This is a genomic window from Prochlorococcus marinus str. AS9601 (genome assembly GCF_000015645.1).
Classification (GTDB): domain Bacteria; phylum Cyanobacteriota; class Cyanobacteriia; order PCC-6307; family Cyanobiaceae; genus Prochlorococcus_A; species Prochlorococcus_A marinus_O.
In genome coordinates this window covers 32,387-54,049 of the sequence record NC_008816.1, presented here as the reverse complement: position 1 = coordinate 54,049, position 21,663 = coordinate 32,387, and the positions used below count along the sequence as shown (strand labels likewise).

16 protein-coding genes are annotated in these 21,663 nt (G+C 30.9%); 7 read left to right on the top strand and 9 right to left on the bottom strand.

The window, feature by feature from the left end:
• Position 1 precedes the first annotated feature (1 nt).
• Positions 2-1,474, bottom strand: a complete 1,473-nt coding sequence (gene gatB, locus A9601_RS09355; protein WP_011817527.1) for an Asp-tRNA(Asn)/Glu-tRNA(Gln) amidotransferase subunit GatB — start codon at positions 1,472-1,474, stop codon at positions 2-4.
• A 79-nt stretch (positions 1,475-1,553) separates the two neighbouring features.
• Between gatB and thiO the strand changes: the two genes are divergently transcribed.
• Positions 1,554-2,663, top strand: a complete 1,110-nt coding sequence (thiO, locus tag A9601_RS09350) for a glycine oxidase ThiO (protein ID WP_011817526.1) — start codon at positions 1,554-1,556, stop codon at positions 2,661-2,663.
• 3 nt (positions 2,664-2,666) lie between these two features.
• Here thiO and ndk read toward each other — a convergent pair whose 3' ends face one another.
• Positions 2,667-3,125, bottom strand: coding sequence for a nucleoside-diphosphate kinase (gene ndk / locus A9601_RS09345; RefSeq protein WP_011817525.1), 459 nt, complete (start codon positions 3,123-3,125; stop codon positions 2,667-2,669).
• A 122-nt stretch (positions 3,126-3,247) separates the two neighbouring features.
• On the opposite strand from ndk, the gene speA reads away from it, so the two are divergent.
• Entirely contained in the window at positions 3,248-5,194 is a 1,947-nt protein-coding gene (gene speA, locus A9601_RS09340) for a biosynthetic arginine decarboxylase (RefSeq protein ID WP_011817524.1), read from the top strand.
• Here the strand turns inward: speA and alaS are convergent.
• Positions 5,179-7,839 (bottom strand): alanine--tRNA ligase, encoded by a 2,661-nt coding sequence (gene alaS, locus A9601_RS09335; RefSeq protein WP_011817523.1) that lies wholly within the window; start codon positions 7,837-7,839, stop codon positions 5,179-5,181. The two genes, speA and alaS, sit on opposite strands and share 16 nt — an antisense overlap.
• A 119-nt stretch (positions 7,840-7,958) precedes the next feature.
• Between alaS and A9601_RS09330 the strand changes: the two genes are divergently transcribed.
• From A9601_RS09330 to A9601_RS09320, 3 genes are read left to right on the top strand one after another with little or no spacing between them, the layout of a single operon-like run.
• The gene (locus A9601_RS09330) at positions 7,959-9,734 is read left to right on the top strand and encodes a diflavin flavoprotein (protein WP_011817522.1); all 1,776 of its coding nucleotides are present in this window, start codon (positions 7,959-7,961) and stop codon (positions 9,732-9,734) included.
• A 16-nt stretch (positions 9,735-9,750) separates the two neighbouring features.
• Positions 9,751-11,553: a diflavin flavoprotein gene (locus A9601_RS09325; protein WP_011817521.1), complete on the top strand. Its 1,803-nt coding sequence runs from the start codon at positions 9,751-9,753 to the stop codon at positions 11,551-11,553.
• Positions 11,554-11,570: 17 nt separating this feature from the next.
• Entirely contained in the window at positions 11,571-12,095 is a 525-nt protein-coding gene (locus A9601_RS09320; RefSeq protein WP_011817520.1) for an NAD(P)H-dependent oxidoreductase, read from the top strand.
• Between the two features lie 22 nt (positions 12,096-12,117).
• Here the strand turns inward: A9601_RS09320 and mrdA are convergent, their stop codons facing one another.
• The 4 genes from mrdA to A9601_RS09305 form a co-directional block, all read right to left on the bottom strand.
• Positions 12,118-13,908 (bottom strand): penicillin-binding protein 2, encoded by a 1,791-nt coding sequence (gene mrdA, locus A9601_RS09315; RefSeq protein WP_071813214.1) that lies wholly within the window; start codon positions 13,906-13,908, stop codon positions 12,118-12,120.
• An 11-nt stretch (positions 13,909-13,919) separates the two neighbouring features.
• The gene (locus A9601_RS18525; protein ID WP_011817518.1) at positions 13,920-14,063 is read right to left on the bottom strand and encodes a hypothetical protein; all 144 of its coding nucleotides are present in this window, start codon (positions 14,061-14,063) and stop codon (positions 13,920-13,922) included.
• 110 nt (positions 14,064-14,173) lie between these two features.
• Positions 14,174-14,773: a hypothetical protein gene (locus tag A9601_RS09310; protein WP_011817517.1), complete on the bottom strand. Its 600-nt coding sequence runs from the start codon at positions 14,771-14,773 to the stop codon at positions 14,174-14,176.
• Positions 14,774-14,853: 80 nt separating this feature from the next.
• The gene (locus tag A9601_RS09305; protein WP_011817516.1) at positions 14,854-15,567 is read right to left on the bottom strand and encodes a PD-(D/E)XK nuclease family protein; all 714 of its coding nucleotides are present in this window, start codon (positions 15,565-15,567) and stop codon (positions 14,854-14,856) included.
• A 309-nt stretch (positions 15,568-15,876) separates the two neighbouring features.
• On the opposite strand from A9601_RS09305, the gene A9601_RS09300 reads away from it, so the two are divergent.
• A complete protein-coding gene (locus A9601_RS09300; protein WP_011817515.1) occupies positions 15,877-17,466 on the top strand; it encodes a tetratricopeptide repeat-containing sulfotransferase family protein in 1,590 nt (529 codons plus the stop codon).
• 219 nt (positions 17,467-17,685) lie between these two features.
• Here the strand turns inward: A9601_RS09300 and guaA are convergent, their stop codons facing one another.
• Together guaA and cbiD are read right to left on the bottom strand one after the other, a co-directional pair.
• Entirely contained in the window at positions 17,686-19,272 is a 1,587-nt protein-coding gene (guaA, locus tag A9601_RS09295; RefSeq protein WP_011817514.1) for a glutamine-hydrolyzing GMP synthase, read from the bottom strand.
• Between the two features lie 53 nt (positions 19,273-19,325).
• Positions 19,326-20,438, bottom strand: a complete 1,113-nt coding sequence (gene cbiD / locus A9601_RS09290) for a cobalt-precorrin-5B (C(1))-methyltransferase CbiD (protein ID WP_041484495.1) — start codon at positions 20,436-20,438, stop codon at positions 19,326-19,328.
• Positions 20,439-20,498: 60 nt separating this feature from the next.
• On the opposite strand from cbiD, the gene A9601_RS09285 reads away from it, so the two are divergent.
• Positions 20,499-21,662, top strand: coding sequence for a pyridoxal-phosphate-dependent aminotransferase family protein (locus A9601_RS09285; RefSeq protein ID WP_011817512.1), 1,164 nt, complete (start codon positions 20,499-20,501; stop codon positions 21,660-21,662).
• Position 21,663: the final 1 nt, after the last annotated feature.

The following is a 21,663-nucleotide window of genomic DNA, read 5'->3' as shown; positions in this document are numbered from 1 at the left end:
TTTAGCTATTTAATTTTTCCATAAGAAGTTTATTTGCAAGTTTAGGGTCAGCTTTACCTTTTGTTCTTTTCATAAGTTGACCAACAAAAAAACCAAGTAACTTAGTTTTGCCATTTTTAAATGCTTGGACTTCATTTGGATGTTCATTTATAAGTTCATCAATTATTGGTGAAATACTTGAAGAATCAGATATCATTGCCAACCCTTTTTCTTCAACTAATTTTTTCGGGGAAATATTTTTTTGAATAAGTTCAGGTAAAATTTCTTTTGCAATTTTTCCACTAATTATATTTTTTGAAATCATGTTAATCATTTCAGCAAGATTTTCAGGACTAAGCTTTAATTCACTAAAACTTAGTTTGTTTGATTTTAAATAGCCCACAATGTCACTTGTTACCCAATTTGAAGCTAGTTTAGCCTCAGCACCATTTGCTACTGTTTCTTCAAAAAAGTTTGCCATGCTTATTTCATCAGAAATTACCCTTGCATCATATGCAGACAACCCAAATTGACTTACGTATTTATATCTTTTCTTTGAAGGTAATTCTGGTAGTTCTTTAAACCATATTTCTTGTTGGGCTTTTGTTATTTCAATTGGACCTAAGTCAGGATCAGGAAAATATCTATAGTCACTACTACCTTCTTTTAATCTCATACTTTTCGTTAATTGCTTAGCTTCATCCCATAACCTTGTTTCTTGGAAAATTTTTCCTCCATTTTCATAAACTTCTATTTGTCTTGCTATTTCATAATCACAAGCCTTTTGAATTGCAGAAAATGAATTCATATTTTTTATTTCCACTTTGGTACCAAAAGGAGCATTAGGTCCTTTTCTTACTGAAATATTGACATCGCAGCGTAATGAACCCTCTTGCATATTTCCGTCTGATACCCCTAGATATCTAACTGTTCTTCTAATCTCTGAAGCGTATTCAGATGCCTCTTTACCTGATCTAATATCTGGTTTACTTACAATCTCACACAATGCTATTCCGGCACGATTGTAATCAACTAAAGAATACTTAGAGCCAGCTAATCTATCACTTCCTGAATGGACTAGTTTTCCGGCGTCTTCTTCCATATGTAGCCTTTCTATACCAATTTTTTTTATATAAGGTTCTTTGTCCTTTTCAATTATTTCAACCTCTAACCAACCATTTTCAGCTAGTGGCTCATCAAATTGTGAAATTTGATAATTTTTAGGAAGATCAGGATAAAAATATTGTTTTCTATCAAATTTACAATGTTCTGCAACGTTTAAATTTAATGCTAACGAAGTTTTTACAGCATACTCAAGAACAGTCTCATTCAGAACTGGAAGAGTTCCTGGTAAACCACAAACTACAGGATCTATATGGGTATTAGGTGCATCACCAAAAGCTGTTGACGCAGATGTGAATATTTTACTTTTCGTATTAAGCTGTACATGAGTTTCCAAACCAATCACAGCTTCCCAAGATTCCAAATTGTTCATTATTAAAAGTCTCTTTATTAATATTATTGGATATAAAGGAAAAGAGGACCAAAACACAAATAAAAATATTAATTTTTAAATGGCACAAGAAACCAAAAATTCAATATTAATCATTGGAGGTGGACTTTTAGGTTTATCTATTGCTTATGAATTTTCAAGAAATAGCTTCAAAGTTTTAGTTTTAAGCAAAAACAGAAATGAATCAGCTGGATTTGTTGCTGCAGGAATGTTAGCTACTCATGCTGAAGGGCTCGAAGATGAATTACTAAAATTTGGCCAAGAAAGTCAAAATCTAATTCCAAAGTGGATACAAAGTATTGAACAAGATAGTAATATTAAATGCGGTTTAAAAAAATGTGGCATTGTAGTTCCTTTTAAAAACAAAGAAGATCTTGAAGCGTTTCCCACTTATGAATATGGAAAATATTTAAATCACAAAGATCTTCAAACAGAAATCAATGGAATGAATTCTATTTGGAAACATGGTTTACTTTTTGAACAAGATGGTCAAATAGATAACCGAAGAAAACTGATGCGTGCTCTTGAGAGAGCATGCTCCTTGAATGGAGTCGAATTTCAAGAAGGATCAGAAGTAGAGGATTTAACATTCGAAAAAAACAAAATTACAGGTGCAACAGTTTTATGTGCCACTGGGGAAATAAAAAAAATTAACTGCGAAAAAGCAATTATATGCAGCGGTGCGTGGAGTAAAAAAATTTTTAAAAAAATTCCAGTCTTTCCTGTAAAGGGACAAATGCTATCAATACAAGGTCCAACAAATTTTTTAAAAAGGGTTATTTTTGGTCCAAAAACTTATCTAGTACCCCGTGATGATGGACTTATTATAGTTGGAGCGACAGTTGAAAAAGATTCAAAATTTAATCAAGGTAATACTCCTAATGGAATAAAACAACTGCAAGAAGGCATTCGCTCTTTATTGCCAGAAGCTATTAATTGGCCACAAATGGAACATTGGTGGGGCTTTAGACCTTGCACACCAGATCTAAAACCAATAATTGGAAAATCAAAAATTGAAAATCTTTATATAGCTACAGGACATTACAGAAATGGAGTTTTATTTTCTGCAATAACAAGTGATCTTCTTTTGAAAATAGTTCAAAATAAAAATCTCAAAGAAATAGAGAAAAGCTTTTTAGAAAAATTTAGTTTAGATAGATTTGCGATTTAAATTTTAATTTTCAGATCGCCATTTCGAATCAGAAGTTTCCCACTCACATAATTCCTCTTCGTTAAACCATAGATTAATTTCAAATTTTGCTGTATCTTCTCCATCAGAACCATGAATAATATTCCTCCCAATATCAATAGCTAAATCACCTCTAATTGTTCCAGGCTCTGCTTCCAGAGGTTTTGTTGCACCTATTAGTTTTCTAGCACTCAAAATAACTCCTTCGCCTTCCCACACCATTGCTACAACAGGACCACTTGAAATAAAGTCTACTAAATCACCAAAAAAGGGTCTTTCTCTATGTACTCCATAATGATTTTGAGCAAGTTCTTTTGAAGGAATTAATTGCTTTAATCCAACCAATTTAAATCCTTTTTTTTCAAATCTGCCAAGAATCTCAGAAACATATCCTCTTTGAACTCCATCTGGTTTAATTGCAATAAAGGTTCTCTCTTTGGTCATTTAGTTAATAATCACTCTATGTATATTCAACTTTTGGGTGGTAACTTGGCAAGTAATCATTAAAATAAAAGATATTGTTTTAAGTTATTTTCAAAAACATTTATTAATCACTAAGACATAAATTGACCAATTTTGAGCCGAAAAAATTCAAGAATATTTGGACTATTGAAGATAGTATTTCGTCTTATAATATAGACAAATGGGGAGATAAATATTTTTCTATAAATTCCAAAGGAAATATATCAGTAACTAAAGATATAAAATCTGAAAATAAGATTGATCTTTTTAAGCTTGTCAAAGAACTTAAGAGTAGAGAAATAAATCCTCCATTAATCATAAGATTTAATGATATCTTGAAAGATCGAATAAATGCATTACATGACTCTTTTTTAAAAGCAATAAAAACCTATAAATATAAGAACATTTATCAAGGCGTTTTTCCTGTCAAATGTAATCAACAGAAAAATGTCCTAGAAAAGATAATAGAGTTTGGTAGCCAATGGAATTTTGGTTTAGAAGTAGGAAGTAAATCAGAACTATTAATTGGCCTTGCACTTCTTGAAAACCAAAATTCATTACTAATATGCAACGGATATAAAGATAAAAAATATATTGAAATTGCTACTTTGGCCAGAAAACTCGGCAAAAATCCAATAATAGTTATTGAACAACGAGATGAGGTAAAAAGAATTATTCAAGCAGTTCAAGAACTTAAAGCGACTCCATTGATAGGAATTAGAGCAAAGTTATCAAGTAAAAGTAGTGGTAGGTGGGGTAAATCTATTGGAGATAATTCCAAATTTGGATTATCAATCCCAGAAATTATGTTGACAATAAAAGAACTAAAAGAAGCAAATCTTATCAACGAAATGAAATTGCTCCATTTTCATATAGGCAGTCAAATAAGTGATATTGCTGTGATCAAAGACGCATTACAAGAAGCGAGTCAAATATATGTTGAACTATGCAAACTAGGCGCTCCAATGCAATATATCGACGTTGGGGGTGGATTAGGAATAGATTTTGATGGAACTAAAACCTCCTCCAACACTTCTACTAATTATTCTCTCCAAAATTATGCTAACGATGTAATTGCAACTATTAAGGATTCATGTGAATTAAATAATATCAAGCATCCAACCATAATCTCAGAAAGTGGAAGAGCAATAATTAGTCATTGTTCAGTTTTAATTTTTAATGTCTTAGGAACAAGTCATGTCAGTTCCAAACTACAAATTTTTGATAAAAAAAATCAACAATTAATAATTTCAAATTTACTTGATACTTTCTATGAATTAAAAAAACTTAAAAATAAAAAAATAAATTTATCTCAAATAATTGAACTATGGAATGATGCAAAAAAGTTTAAAGAAGATTGCTTAGTCGCTTTTAGATTAGGATTTTTAAGTTTGGCAGAAAGAGCTTATGCCGAAGAACTTACTTGGGCTTGCGCAAAAGAAATTTCTAATAACCTGAATAATGATGAAATCAATCACCCTGATTTATCTGAAATTACAGAAACTCTTGCATCAACTTATTATGCAAATTTATCTATATTTAAATCTATTCCTGATAGCTGGGCAATAAATCAGATTTTTCCAATAGTACCAATACATAGGCACTTAGAGGAGCCGTTCTGCAAAGGCAACTTTGCAGATTTAACTTGTGATTCAGATGGGAAACTAAATAATTTTATTGATAATGGAAAAATTAAATCACTACTAAATTTGCATAAGCCAGAAGAAGATAAAGATTACCTAATTGGAATTTTTATGACTGGAGCCTATCAAGAAGCATTAGGAAACTTGCACAATTTATTTGGCAGTACCAACGTTGTTCATATAGACATAAATCAAGATAATTCATATAAGGTCAGAAATATTATTAAAGAGGACAGTAAATCTGAAATTTTACAATTATTAGATTACAGTTCAGCTTCTTTGGTTGAATCTATAAGAATTAATACTGAATCAGCAATTGATCAAAAAAAATTAACTATTGAAGAAGCAAGGAAATTAATGGATCAAATCGAAATTAGTCTCAGAAAAAGTAGTTATTTATCAGAATGACTAGCTAATGTTTTTTGCAAATAATTTTTAGCATAATCTAAAGCATCACTTAACTTATCAATATCTTTAGCACCTGCTTGAGCAAAGTTAGGCTTTCCTCCTCCACCTCCCGAACAAATTCTTGCAATCTCATTAATTAATTTACCTGCATGCAATCCTATTTTTACTGCATCATCACCTAAAGAAACTACAAATAACAACTTTCTATTTTCTGGATTTGGTATTCCCCCAAGAATCACTATTGCTTTATTTCCCAAATGAGAAGTTAAATTAAGTGCTGCAGATTGCAAAGAATTCCCATCTAAGCCATCAATCTGATTTACTAAAATTGAAAAAGAATTTACTATTTCTGCGGATGATTTTATAGAAGAGTATTTAAAATATGCAATTTCATCTTTCATTTTTTGTATCTCTTTATTCTTATTAATAAGCTCTGCTTGCAAATTATTAACCCTTTCAAAAAGTTGATTAGGATTTGCTTTTAACAAATCACTTAGTTGGTTTACTAATGCATTTCTATCGCTGAAATAGTCTAATGCTGATTGGCCTGATAATGCTTCGATTCTTCTGACTCCAGCTGAGATGCCTTCCTCACTAATTATTTTGAAAGAACCTAATTCGGATGTAGTTTTAACATGTGTGCCACCACAAAGTTCCATTGAAACTCCTGGTACATTAACAACGCGAACTTCATCATCATATTTTTCTCCAAACATGGCGACTGCACCCTTTTCAAGAGCCTCACTCTTAGACATATTTTTTATTTCTAGAGAATGATTTTCCATAATCCAAGAGTTAACTAAAGTCTCAATCTTAGAAATTTGATCTTTAGAAATAGGATTAGAAGAATTAAAATCAAATCGTAATTTATTAAAGGCTACTAATGAACCTTTTTGTCCAACACTTTCATTAATAACTGATTTAAGTGCAGATTGTAATAAATGAGTAGCTGTATGATTTGCAGCAGCCTTAGCTCTATTAGAGGAGCTAACATTAGTCTTAACTTTTTGTCCAATAGTTAATTTTCCTTTTTTGATCGTTCCATAATGTAAAAAAACATTTTTCTTTCGCATGACATTATCAACTAAGACCTCAACATCGTTTGAAAATATCGTTCCAATATCACCAACTTGCCCGCCAGATTCTCCATAAAAAGTTGTCTGATCAAGAACAATTAAAACTTTCTGACCTTCACTTGCTTCCTTAACTAATGTTGAATCCAAGAATATACCCTTTATTTCAGCTTCCGAAAGGAGTGACTTATAACCATTAAAAACAGTTTTGTTAAAAACATCTATTTCTCGCTCTAATGATCCCTCTAATGTCAAATCAATATTACTTGAAGCAGCTTTAGCTCTCTCTTTTTGTACATTCATTTCTTCTTCAAAACCCTTTACATCTACACTGATACTATGTTCTTCAGCAATTTCTACAGTAAGTTCAAGAGGAAATCCATAAGTATCATAAAGTTCAAAAGCTTTAAAACCAGAAATTAATTTCTGCCCTGAAGAAATTAACTCATCTAGCAATTTCTCTCCTCTTTCAAGAGTTTCCCTAAATCTTATTTCTTCAATTTTTATCTCATTCAAAATTAAATCATTATTATTTTTTAAATCAGGATAATTATTTTGCATTAAGTTAATTCCGACACTAGCAATATGAGGTAAAAATTCATTTGTTATACCTAATAATCTGCCATGTCTGACCATTCTTCTAATAAGCCTTCTTAATATATATCCCCTACCGAGATTGCTTGCTGATACTCCATCAGAAATTAAATGAATAACAGCTCTTGTATGATCACCAATGATTTTTAAAGAAATTTTATTTTTATCATCTGAAGAAAAATAATCAATATTTGCAATCTCACAAATTTTTTGAATAATAGGAAAAATCAAATCTGTCTCATAATTATTTTGCTTTTTTTGTAGTATTTGAGCCATCCTTTCAAGACCCATTCCTGTATCAATATTTTTAAATTTTAAATCTGTCAATTTTCCATTAGGATCACGATTATATTGCATAAAAACAAGATTATAAAATTCAATAAAACGATCTCCATCTTCTAAATCAATATTCTGCAGACCCTTTTCAGGATGAAAATCATAATAAAGTTCTGAACAAGGTCCACATGGACCTGTTTTGCCAGATGACCAAAAATTATCTTCCTCACCTAGTTTCACTATCCTATCTGGATGAATACCAATTTCATCACTCCAAATTTTTGCAGACTCTTCGTCTTCGTGAAAAACACTCACGATTATATTTTCAACAGAAAGTTGATAAATATTAGTAACTAATTCCCAAGCCCATTGAATAGCCTCTCGTTTAAAATAATCTCCAAAGGAAAAATTACCAAGCATTTCAAAAAAAGTATGGTGTCTAGCGGTAACTCCAACGTTTTCTATATCGTTTGTTCTGATGCACTTTTGGCTAGATGTAGCCCTTTTTGATGGTCTTTCTTTTAAACCTAAAAACACTGGTTTAAAAGGTAGCATTCCAGCAATTGTTAGCATGACCGTAGGGTCATCTGGAATCAATGATGCACTTGGAATGATTTTATGTAATTTTTCACTGTAAAATTTTAAAAAAGCATTTCTTATCTCATCTCCAGTAACTATTTTTTTAATTAGTTGAGATGTCATTTATCCAGAATAAGAAGATTAAAAATTAAAGAAAAGCGTAATTTCGGTTATTTCGCAAAAATAATCACGCGAATTTATATTCTATATAACTAAAGTTAATTTATAAAGCTAATTATCCTATGATAGCCTCTGCCCAGACAAGTAATTCTAAATTGGCACCAAATAATAGCAAGTTGACGGTTCAATCTCAAAATTTTGCTGATGATTCTTGTGCCATAAGATCTTTGGATTGGGATCGTAGTAGATTTGATATTGAATTTGGTTTAAGAAATGGAACTACTTACAATAGTTTTATTATTAAAGGCGAGAAATTAGCAATTATTGATACTAGTCACGCAAAGTTCGAAGAATTATGGTTTGAAGAATTACTGAAAAAGGTAAATCCGCAAGAAGTTGATTATTTAATTACTAGCCATACAGAACCTGATCATTCTGGTTTAATAGGTAATCTTTTAGAATTAAATCAAAATATCACAGTAGTTGGATCAAAATTAGCACTTAAATTTATTGAAGACCAAATACATATTCCCTTTAAACGTCTAGAGGTCAAGAGTGGAGAGTTTTTAAATCTCGGAACTAATCCTAATAGTGGTTTACAACATAATATTGAATTTATAAGTGCACCAAATTTACATTGGCCAGATACCATATTTTCATATGATCACAGCACAAATGTTCTCTATACATGCGATGCATTTGGTCTCCATTATTGTTCTGACGAATTTTTTGACACTGATCAAAAAGAAATATACGATGATTTCCGTTTTTATTACGATTGCCTTATGGGTCCAAACGCTAGAAGCGTTATGCAGGCAATTAAAAGAATAGATAAGCTACCTAAAGTAAAAACAATAGCCGTTGGTCATGGGCCTTTGCTCCATAATCAGGTCAATTTTTGGAAAGGAAAATATCTAGAATGGAGTAGTAATAAAAGCAAAGGTAATGATTTTGTGTCAGTCTGCTACATAAGCGACTATGGTTATTGTGATCGACTCAGTCAAGCAATATCTCATGGAATAAGCAAAGCAGATGCACAGGTTCAATTAATTGATTTAAGATCTTCTGACCCGCAAGAATTAACAAGTTTAATTTCCGAATCAAAAGCAGTAGTCATTCCCACATGGCCAGTAGACTCAGATAATGAATTAAAAGAATCTCTCGGTACTTTATTTGCAGCACTAAAACCAAAACAATTTACTGCAGTTTATGATGCATTTGGTGGAAATGATGAACCAATAGATTCCTTAGCAAATAAATTAAGAGAACTTGGTCAAAAAGAAGCTTTCTCTCCATTAAGAGTTAAAAATATCCCAGATCCCATTGTTTATCAACAATTCGAAGAAGCTGGAACTGACTTGGGTCAATTGATCAATAAAAAGAAGAATATTGCCTCTATGAAGAGCCTTGATTCAAATTTAGATAAAGCATTAGGGAGATTAAGTGGAGGATTATATGTAGTTACAGCGAGCCAAGGCGAAGGTTCTACATTCAGACAAAGTGCAATGGTCGCAAGTTGGGTTAGTCAAGCAAGCTTTTCTCCACCAGGTATTACAGTTGCAGTAGCAAAAGATAGAGCTATTGAATCATATATGCAGGTTGGGAAAGGTTTTGTTGTGAATATTTTAAGGGAAGATAACTATCAAAAAATGTTCAGACATTTTTTAAAAAGATTTGCCCCTGGAGCTGATAGATTCGCAGATGTAGATGTAATTAGCAACATCGCTGAAGGAGGACCAGTTCTTTCAGATTCACTCGCCTTTTTAGATTGTAAAGTTAGTTCCAGGCTAGAGACTCCAGACCATTGGATAATTTACGGAATTGTTGAAAATGGTAATGTTTCTGACTTATCATGCAAGACAGCAGTTCATCACAGAAAAGTTGCTAATCACTATTAGAAAATAAGTCTTTTAAATGTCAGATATTAGTATAGGCTTACTTGCAGAAAATCAAAACTTATCAGAATTTGAAATTACTGACAATTTCTCTTGTGTAAGATTCTTAGACAAAAAAAAAGAAAGATTTGAACTTGAATTTAATCTTGAAAAAGGAACCTCTTTTAATACTTTTTTCATTAGAAGTAATGCGGAACTTTTTATTATTCATCCACCTGAAAAACAATATTTAAATTTATTTAATAAAGTAATTTCTAGGTTTTGTGATCAATTTAAATTAGACAATATCAACTTCATTTCTGGTCATATTAATCCCCAAATTATTGAAACTATAAAAAATATAAGTACCCAATTTCAAAACACAACTATTACTTGCTCTAATCCAGGTTATAAACTTATAAGCGAACTTTGGAATCAAAGAAATCCTAACTTAGAGAACTTTATTGAAATTCAATTACCTGAAATAAACATAATCAAAAAAGAACTTAATTTAGAATTAGATAAAGTTTCACTAGAGTTAATTCCTATTCCAACAGCTCGCTGGCCTGGTGGCTTGATAATTTATGAACGTAACCAAGAGATACTTCTTAGTGAAAAAATTTTCTCTGCACACATTGCATCTAAATATTGGTCTGAAACAAATCGAATTAGTACAGAAATTGATAGGAAACATTTTTATGATTGCTTAATGGCACCAATGTCTAATCAAGTAGTATCAATAACTGAAAAAATTTCAGAATATGAGATTAAAACTATTGCACCATTACATGGTCCAGCAATCGAATATAGCTTAAAAAGCTTTTTAAATGACTACATTAGATGGGGAGAGAATCTCTTAACAAATAATCCTAAGATCGCTCTGATATATGCAAGTGCATATGGAAATACAGCCTCAATAGGTGATGCATTAGCTAAAGGGATAAATCGAACCTCTGTAGAAGTTGAAAGTATTAATTGTGAATTCACACCTAATGATGTACTCGTAAAATCTATCCAAAATGCTGATGGATATTTAATAGGATCACCCACATTGGGTGGTCACGCCCCAACTCCAATAGTTAGTGCACTAGGAACATTATTAGCAGAGGGGAATAGAGATAAGCCAGTGGGAATTTTTGGCAGTTTTGGCTGGAGCGGCGAAGCTATAGATTTACTTGAAACAAAATTAAAAGACGGAGGTTTTAAGTTTGGTTTTGACCCTGTAAGGATTAAGTTCAGTCCAAATAAACCAAAGATTAAAGAGTTAGAAGAAATAGGAACTCACTTTGGAAGAAAAATCATAAAAAAAGCAAAGATAAAACCTAGAAAATCAGATACTGGAATGATTACAAGCAAAACAGATCCAAAGCTACAAGCTCTTGGAAGAGTAATTGGGTCACTCTGTGTCTTGACAGCCTCTAAAGGCAAAGATGAGAATAATATTAAAGGGGCTATGCTTGCATCTTGGGTTAGTCAAGCAAGTTTTTCACCGCCCGGGTTAAGTATTGCAGTAGCAAAAGATAGATCGGTTGAGTCTCTTTTGCAAATAGGAGATTCATTCGCATTAAATATTCTTAGTGAAAAAGATTATAAAGAACCTTTAAAAAGATTCACAAAGCCCTTTGCACCTGGAGAAGATAGATTTGAAGGAATAAAAATTGAATTAACTCCTAACGAACAGATAATCATTCCTGAATCGCTCGCATGGTTAGATGCTTCTGTAAAAGAAAGAATGGAATGTGGAGATCATTGGGTAATTTACGCCGAAGTACTACACGGTAATATACTAAAATCCGATAGTTTAGCGGCAGTTCATCATCGCAAAACCGGCGCTAACTATTAAATTTATTTATCTAATTTATGACTGAAACAAAAGATCTAATAATCATTACAGCTAGTTGTGGTAAAAATCTAGAACTTTCTGAAAAATTTCTTGAAAAAAGTAATGAACTTAAAATAAGTTCTGAAATTTTAGATCTTACCACTCTTGATATTCCATTATTTAATCCAAGAATTCACAGCAAAGAAAATATTCCGCATGAAATAAAAGATTTAAAAAAAAGGCTTTTCAAGATTGAAAGATGGGTGATTTGTGCGCCTGAATATAATGGATCTATACCTCCTATTCTCTCCAACTTTATAGCATGGCTTTCTATTTCAGGAGATGACTTTAGGAATTTATTTAATGGTCAACCGATTGCAATTGCCACATTTTCTGGTGGCATAGGGTTAGAACTGCTGACCTCATTACGCATTCAATTAGTGCATTTAGGGAGTCAAGTATTAGGGAGGCAGCTTTTGTCCTCATATAGTAAACCTATAGATACAAAAACTATTGAAGATATTATTCAAAGACTTTTACAAATGAAAAAATTAAAAACATAAACTTTTAAACAAAAAATTCTTATCATTTTTTTTCATTCCAAACTTTTAATATTTGTTTAGCCATTGGAAGCGCATGCACCGAGCCTCCACCAGGAGTATTTTGTGCAAAGGCAACTACAAGCAACTCACTCTTTTCTGAAGGAGCAAAGCAAACGAACCAAGCATGATCTAAGCCACCTTCACCATCTTCAGCAGTTCCTGTTTTACCTGACACCGGAGGTAAATTTGAAACTCCATAATTAATTGATACCCCTGTACCAGACTCTACTACTTTCCTGAGACCACTTTTTATCAATTGAATATTTTGTGGATCAACGTCAATTAGAATACGTTTTTTATCAAAACGACTTTCTACATCTTTTTTAGTCAAATGTGGAGTAACTAGATAACCTCCATTTGCGATTGCAGCATATGCTCTAGCTATTTGCATCGGAGTTACTTGAACGACAAATTGTCCAATAGACATACTCGCAATATCTTCTGGAATCCATGGAGTTCTTCCAGGTTCGCTCCATCCTCTACCTTTTTTTGCCCATTCACTACTAGCTACTAATCCTATATTTTCTTGTTCAGAAATTTCAATTCCGGATAAAGAATTAAAGCCAAGTTTTCGGGAGACCTTATGAATTTCATCAACTCCTACTCCATATCCGACTTGATAAAAAAATGTATTACTCGAAACTCTTAAAGCATCTTCATAACCTATCACGCCAAAACCTAAATCATTGTGCTCTCTAAAACATTGGCTTCCATAAGTTATACATGGTTTCGTATCTAACATGGTATTTCTAGGAAATTTACCACTTTCTAAGCCCGCTAAAGCAGTTACAATTTTCCATACACTTCCTGGATCATAAGCATTTAATGCTCTATTAAAAAGAGGTTTTTCTGGAGAATTAAATATCTTATTGTATTCTTTTTCAGGCTTAAAGTCCTTTGAAAAAAAATTCAAATCAAAGGTAGGCTTACTTGCCATCGCCCTTATTGAACCATCTCTGGGATCCATTACTATTATCGCTCCTGCTTTTTTATCTTTAAGAACTTCCTCAGCAACTAATTGCAAATTTATATCGATTGTCAATTCAACATCATTACCTTTTATTGAAGATTTTATACCCAACGATCTTTTAAATTTTCCTAATGAATTTACTTCAACCATTTCGCCACCCCATTCACCTCTTATAAAGTCTTCGTAAACATATTCAATTCCTGTTCTTCCTATTAAGTCGTTTAATTTATAACCCTTTTTAGATAATAATTTATATTCTGATTCAGTAATTGGCTGAGTATATCCAATTACATGGGCAGCAAGGGACTTATAAGGGTAATTTCTAATTAATTTGGTTGCTATTTCAAAACTATTTAAATTACCTTCATTTTCCTTGAATTTTATTAATTGTTTTACATTTAAATCATCAAGAATAGTTACTGAGAGTTTTTGATTTTTTAGACCATCAGAATATTTTTCTTGAATTACATTACTGTCAATATCTAACAAGTTAGAAATACTTAATTTATGGTTTTCCCAATTGCTTTTATTAACAGATTGAGGCTTTATTATTAAAGAATATTTAACTCTACTATCTGCTAAAACATAACCATTCTTATCTAGTATTCTTCCACGTATTGGCTGTGAAGCAATAAGTCTGATCCTATTATCATCTGACATCTTCTTAAAAGATTCATAATTTAAAAGTTGTAAAAAAATTAATCTAAATAGAATCAATAAAAACGAAATAGAAGAAAAAATAAGTAAGACTAAAGGTTGTCTTTTTAAAGAAATAAGTTTTTTATTTGAACTTGTTTTTATCAAAAATATAAAATTTATTTAAATATTGTTTTTTCTATTAAAGAAATGGTTAATTTTATCTCTTTAAGTCTATTGATTAAATCTTTATAATCACCTTCTTCTTTGTTCAGATGAAAGTCATCATTTTCAATATTATTTGAAGTCGAATTGTTACTCATAAAACTTATATTTTTTTTAAACAGTTATGTAAGTTAATATAATTTTAAATAAGAAATTTATTTTTTCAAAATATTATTAACTTAGAAACTAAAAAAATATCGAAAACAAATTAATTTAATTGATCTATATTTTGTTCAAAATAAGGATTACAACTACTTTTTGATATCCCTAAAGACCATCCAATAAATGAAGAAATAAATATCGTGACGATTAACGGAAAAATCGCTTGTTGAGTATTGTCAAGACTAAACCATTCCCTCCAGCTACTAAAAAATCTCTCTCTTTTAAATTGTCTTTTTTCTTTTTCTAACAATCTCGCTTTTTTGGCGAAAGATTTTGTTACCCACTTTTCGAAAGGAATCTTTTTTATAATCGCCATTTTTCTTTCCACTTCTAATAATTGTCCAGAACTAAGATAAGGATGAAATGTACTTATCAATTCAAGAGTTTTTAAAAACATCTCAACAGTTGCATCTTTTATTAGCTTTTGCTCATGACTTAAATCAGCCCACTCTATTTCTGGATAAAAACGGTTTCTATTTGGTGAAATTTGATCCTCTGACATTTGACCAGGTTCTCTTAGCCATCTATTAGTGTTTTCGTCAAATCTGCGCCAATATAAAAAAGGATTAATAAAAATTGTTTTACCAGATACTTTGACTATATCTTGTTGAAGATGATTAGTTATTTTTCTTTCAGAATTTTTCAAAAGTATAAATTAATAATCTAATTAAAGATTATCTTTTATTCGCTATTTTTCCAGAAATATGAAAAATTATCCTATGAATATTAAGTTACGGATAACTGCCAACGCTTCTTTAAATAATTACAGTATTCGCAAGTTAAAGAAGGTTTCGGGAAATTATCCGAACGTAATAAATTGACCGTATCAATTATTTTATTTTCTACCCATGAAGTAGAACAATCTAATTTAATTAGATGTACTTCAAAATTTAATTGGTTATTAAATAAATTTTCATTTTTCTTTCCATTGAAATATAAAAGATAGGCTTCTTTAGCCACTTGAAAACCATTTTTTTTAAATAACCACTGATACATCTCTAATTGTCTCTTATAAGCTTTTGCATATTCGTATTTATGAAAAGTCTCAGTCCAATCAAAATTATTTCTAGATGTTGCTTTTACATCAACGATAATAAGATCACCATTTTTTTTCTGCCAAATATCATCCACAGCTCCACCAAAATCATAATTATGTTCAATTGACTTATATCTTATCCCTTTAAAATTACTTCTCCAACGTTCTAAGTCTTTGTGATTAAAAGGAACAGCATCAATACCATGTTCAATCAATAAAGGATGCGGCTCCTGAATTTTTCTGTAGTAATCAAATTCATTTTTGCATAAACTATCAACAGCTATATTTAAAGTAAATGGTAATGATGGTGGCTTTATTTGATATTTTTTGTCAAGCACACAACATCTTGGACAACTAAGATATTTCTCAACAGTAGATCGACTTAATTTAATCATCTCGCTCATTACGATTAATATCCCAATTGAAAATATCTCTTCAATAAAATAAAGGTCTTAAATTTTTTAGAAAAATTATTCACTTACTCCTACTCAAAGGTTCTACCCAATTTTGATGTTTCAAAGTCATTGTTATCATTGACTTCTTTTAAATTAAAATTCACGAAACAAACCCGCGATAAACCAATTAGTTCCATTCTTTATACTTTGCGTTGTATTTATATGAATTAATTGTAAAGACTTACCAAGTAATAACAAGCAATATACTTAATGAATATATTTTAAACTAACAAAAACATTTATAATTTTTAAACTCTTATGGCAGGTTTTGGAGATGACAAAAAATCTCAAAAGAAAATAAAAAAAAATCTAAAAAACAATTACTTTAAAGAGCAAATAATTCAAAATGCTTTTAAGTGTCATATGGAAGGAAATATTTCAGAAGCAACAAAATATTATAAATCTTTTATAAATAAAGGATTCGAAGACAAAAGGGTATTTTCTAATTTTGGTTTGCTTTTAATAGGACTAGGAAAATTAAAGGAAGCAGAATTATTTACTCGTAAAGCAATAGAACTTAATCCTAACTACGCTATCGCTCACTCTAATCTGGGAGGGATATTAAAAGAGTTAGGAAAATTAAAGGAAGCAGAATTGTCTACTCGCAAAGCACTAGAACTGAATCCTAATATCGTTAACGCAAATATGAATCTGGGAGGGATATTAATAGAATCTGGAAAATTAAAGGAAGCAGAATTATTTACTCGTAAAGCAATAGAACTAGACCCTAAATTAGCAGATGCTTACGCGAATCTGGGTCTCATATTAAGAGATCTAGGAAAATTAAAGGAAGCAGAATTATCGATTCTCAAAGCAATAGAACTTAATCCTAATTTAGCGTTTGCGTATTTTAATATATCAACTCTTAAATACTCCAATAAAAATAAAAAATGGCAAGAAACACTTTTTTCGGAAAAATTTTTAGATAACAAAAGCAAAAAAGATCAAGTTAACATTTACTTTGCGAGAGCAAATATTCTTCATAATGAAAAAAAATACCAAGAAAGTTCTAGATACCTTAAATTGGCAAATGAATTTAAACTTGATATAAAAAAGTCTCACTCTGATTACATAATCAATAAATCTAAATCATTACTTATTGAAACAGATAAAAAAAGCATTAATCAGAAAAAAATCAAACAATATCCGCAAAGTATTTTTATTGTAGGAATGCCAAGAAGTGGTTCTACATTAGTTGAATCAATCCTTAGTATGAATAGCGAAGTTTTTGATTTAGGCGAAATTAATATACTAGAAGAATCATTCCTTCAACAAAAAAACATCGATCAAAAATTTAATCTTACTGATATTTATTGGGACAAAATTAGCAAATATACTGAAAATTTTTATATCACCACTAACAAATGGTTATACAACTATCAATATGCAGGAATCATATCAAGAGAAATAAAGAATGCGAAAATCATTCACTGCTTTAGAAATCCATTAGATAATATTCTTTCAATTTATCGGGCAAATTTTACCAAACATTATGAATTTTGTTCTTCCTTAAGAGATTGCACAAAAATTTATTTAGATCAGGAACAAATAATGAGTAATTATAAGAATAGATTTCGATCAAAAATATATGACTTAAATTATGATTCATTAGTTTCGAATCCTAATAAGGAAATTAAATCTTTAATCTCATGGTTAGATTGGCAATGGGAAGATTCATATCTATCGCCTCATTTAAATAGACGCTCAGTCTTGACAGCAAGTAGTGTTGAAGTTCGTTCCCCAATTAATGTTAAATCAATTGGTGGATGGAAGAATTACAAAGATATGCTGCAACCATCTATAGAAATACTTAGTCAAACTGAAAGATATCGAAATTTGGTTTTATAAATCCTCCACAAAAATAAGTTAGTTTTTTTCACAATTAACTTTTAATTAATATAACAACTGTAGAGAAAACAGACTTTATACTATTTATCTTAAGAGACGGTCAATTAGGTTAGTGACAAATCCACGACAACGAAGGGCTGGAATCTCAGTAATTCCGTTACCATATCATACGTGACAAACCGCAAAAATAGGGATATCACTACAATCTGACCCTATAACTTATTCCCACTCAATAGTTCCAGGAGGTTTGCTTGTAATATCATAAACAACTCTATTAACTGAAATTACTTCATTTACTATTCTATTAGCAATCCTCTCCAAAATCTGAAAAGGAATTTTTGACCAATCAGCTGTCATGCCATCTTCACTTGATACACAACGTAAAACTATTGGCCATGAATAAGTCCTTTTATCACCCATAACTCCTACAGTTTTTACAGGTAACAATACTGCAAAAGCTTGCCAAATATCGTTGTAAAGACCTGCTTTTTTAATTTCGTCTCTTACTATCCAGTCTGCATCTCTTAAACAATCAAGTTTTTCATTATTCACCTCTCCCAAAATTCTTATAGCTAATCCAGGTCCTGGGAATGGATGCCTTTTTATAATTTCATCTGGCAAACCTAAAGCAGCGCCGACTTTTCGAACTTCATCCTTAAAAAGTTTTCTTAATGGCTCAACTAATTTAAATTGTAAATCTTTTGGCAATCCACCTACATTATGATGACTCTTTATTTTTACAGCTATCCTCTCACCTGTCTTAGGATCAATATTAGTACCAGCACTTTCAATAACATCAGGATATAGAGTACCTTGAGCTAAATACTGAAAAGGTCCCAATCTATTACTTTCCTCTTCAAATACTCTAATAAATTCTTCACCAATAATTTTTCTTTTTTGTTCTGGATCAGTAATTCCTTTTAATTTGGCAATAAACCTTTCTCTTGCATTAATGTATTCAACTTTAATGTGAAATTTCTTATCAAAAAAATTCATTAAAAATTCTGGTTCACCTTTTCTCATGAAACCTTGATCTATAAACATGCAAGTAAGCTGATTTCCAATTGCTTTATTAAGAAGAAAGGCAAGAGTTGAGGAATCAACTCCCCCTGATAAAGCAAGCAATACTTTTTTGTTGCCAACTTGCTCTCTTATTCTTGGAATAGTTTCTTCTATATATGTTTCGGTTGTCCAATCAGCCGTACAACAAGAAATTTTATAAACAAAATTTTTAATTACCCTCATTCCAAATTCTGAATGAACAACTTCAGGATGAAATTGTACGCCAAATAATTTCTTTACATCATTTGAAATTGCTGCATGGAGTGTGTTCTCGGTATGAGCAATCTTATTAAATCCATCAGGCAAACAATTAATTGAATCGCCATGACTCATCCACATTATAGATTTATCTTCTACATCAAAAAGAAGGTCAGATTCTTGATCTATATTTAGTGGTGCTCTACCATATTCAGCTTTTTTGGTTGCTGAAATAACAGTTCCTCCAAGTTCCTTGACCATTAATTGCATTCCATAGCATATGCCAAGAATAGGAATTCCTAAATTAAAAATTTTTTCATCACATCTGGGAGCATTTTGTTCATATACAGAATTTGGGCCTCCACTCAATATGATCCCTTTAGGATTAATTCTATTAATATCCTCAATTGAAATAAAATTACTCACTACAAGAGAGAAAACATTAGTTTCTCTAATTCTTCTTGCAATCAATTCAGAATATTGAGATCCAAAATCTAAAATTAATATTGAAGGATCTCGTTCTTTTTTTAAAGATGTTTGACTCATGTATAAAAGTTAGCTCAATTTATTTACAAAAGCATAATGAATCAAAGTTAATCTCATTGAAAATAAGAAATATACTTATTACCGTTAATTCCAGCCCACCTTATTTTCCTTTTTCTATCAAAAATGATTGAGGCAATTTCCATTTCAGTTTTTACATACCTATTTACATAAGTAAAAGAACGCTTTTCAATAGTATTTGATAAACTCTTGAATAATTTATCAGTTAAAGATTGATTAAATCTCTCAAGAAGTAGTAATGCATCCTCAAGATTATTTAATTGAGATAATTCAACTATTATTCCAGGTGGTACTTTCTCTTGAACAGCTAAATAAACAAGAATCTCAATTCTTGCATCAGCTAAATGATTATGTGTATGAAAAATACCACCTGCTAACTTAATTAATTTTCCGTGATAACCAAAAAGAATTACAGTTTTAACTTTTTTTATTGCAGCATAAACTAATAATGGTCCTATCCAATTTCCAATTTTGATAATTGGCAAATTAATATTATAAGTTTTAGCTAAATTTAACCCATTTTCACCAATAACAAAAACAACTTCTCCTCTAAAATCATTTTGTATTAACTTTACTAGATTAGTTTTAGCCTCTTCTAATTGATCAGGTGAAGCACTCGAATAAGTCTCAGCAGAAGTACCAATAATAGATAATCCATCAACAATACCAAATGACTTATTACTCGTTCTTTCAGCTAAAAATGCACCCTTTGGGAAAATAATTTCTAATTTCAAATTAAAGCCTTCAGGAAGGATATCTAATAAATTTACATATAAAACTTCTTTGGCAAAATTAGAAATACATATCTCTGATGTATCTTCTTTTATACCTACACCAGATCCTGCAATAATATTTATTGGAATTGTTTGAACAGGATTATCGAAAGAAATTTTTTCTAAAGAGACTATTGTCCATATTTCTAAGTTTTGCGTAATGTCAAGATCTAAGCCTGACTTTGCAAAGGTAATTCCTAATACTTGTGAATCATCTTTAAGTAAACCAACAGAATGAATTTCGATTTTTATTTCTTTATTTTCATTTGGAATTTTTATTAGTTCATAATTCTCAAATGGTAACCCTACTAGTTTTTTTAATGCTGACCTAGCAGCTCCAGCAACCCACAAAGGTAAAGAAAATCCTTTTTTCAAATCAAGTAATTGAAAAATATATAATGAGAACTAATCTAAGAATGACCTATTTATCAAAAAGTGGCCATACAACAAAAATTATCATTGATGATTCCTGGACCCACACCAGTTCCAGAAAAAGTATTACAAGCATTAAGTAAACATCCAATAGGCCATCGCAGCAAAGAATTCCAAGATCTCGTAGAGAGTACTACTAAAAATTTACAATGGCTTCATCAAACTCAAAATGATGTTCTAACAATTACTGGAAGTGGGACTGCCGCAATGGAGGCCGGAATAATAAATACCTTAAGTAGAGGAGATAAAGTAATTTGTGGAGACAATGGAAAATTTGGAGAAAGATGGGTAAAAGTTGCTAAAGAATTTGGTCTAGAAGTAATAAAAATTGATTCAGAATGGGGTACTCCACTTGATCCAGAAAAATTCAAAAAGGTATTAGAAGAAGATACACAAAAAGAAATTAAAGCTGTTATTTTGACTCATTCTGAAACCTCAACAGGTGTAATTAATGACTTAAAAACCATAAGTTCATATATTCGCAAACACAATACAGCTTTATCAATTGTTGATTGCGTTACAAGTCTTGGAGCTTGCAATGTTCCAGTAGATGAATGGGAATTAGATATCGTTGCTTCAGGATCACAAAAAGGTTATATGATACCTCCAGGGCTTAGTTTTATAGCAATGAGCCAAAAAGCATGGGAAGCTGCAGAAAAATCTAATCTACCAAAATTTTATTTAAATTTAAAATCATACAAAAAAAGTCTTTTAAGTAACAGTAACCCATATACTCCAGCAGTTAATTTGGTTTTTGCTTTAGATGAATCTTTAAAAATGATGAAAGAAGAAGGCTTAGATAACATTTTCTTCAGACACAATAAACATAAATTAGCAATGAGCAATGCTGTAAAGGCTTTAGATCTTAAATTATTTGCTGATGAAAAATACTTGAGCCCATCAATTACTGCGGTAAAAACTGAAGGAATAGATGCTGAAGAATTTAGGAAAACTATAAAAAATAATTTTGATATTTTACTTGCTGGTGGTCAAGATCATATGAAAGGAAAAATATTTAGAGTCGGGCACTTAGGTTATGTTAATGATAGAGATATTATTACGGTGGTTTCTGCTATAAGTAATACACTTCTCAACCTCGGTAAAATTACAGCCAAACAAGCTGGTGAAGCATTAAAAGTTGCTTCAAGATATCTAGCAGAGAATTAAG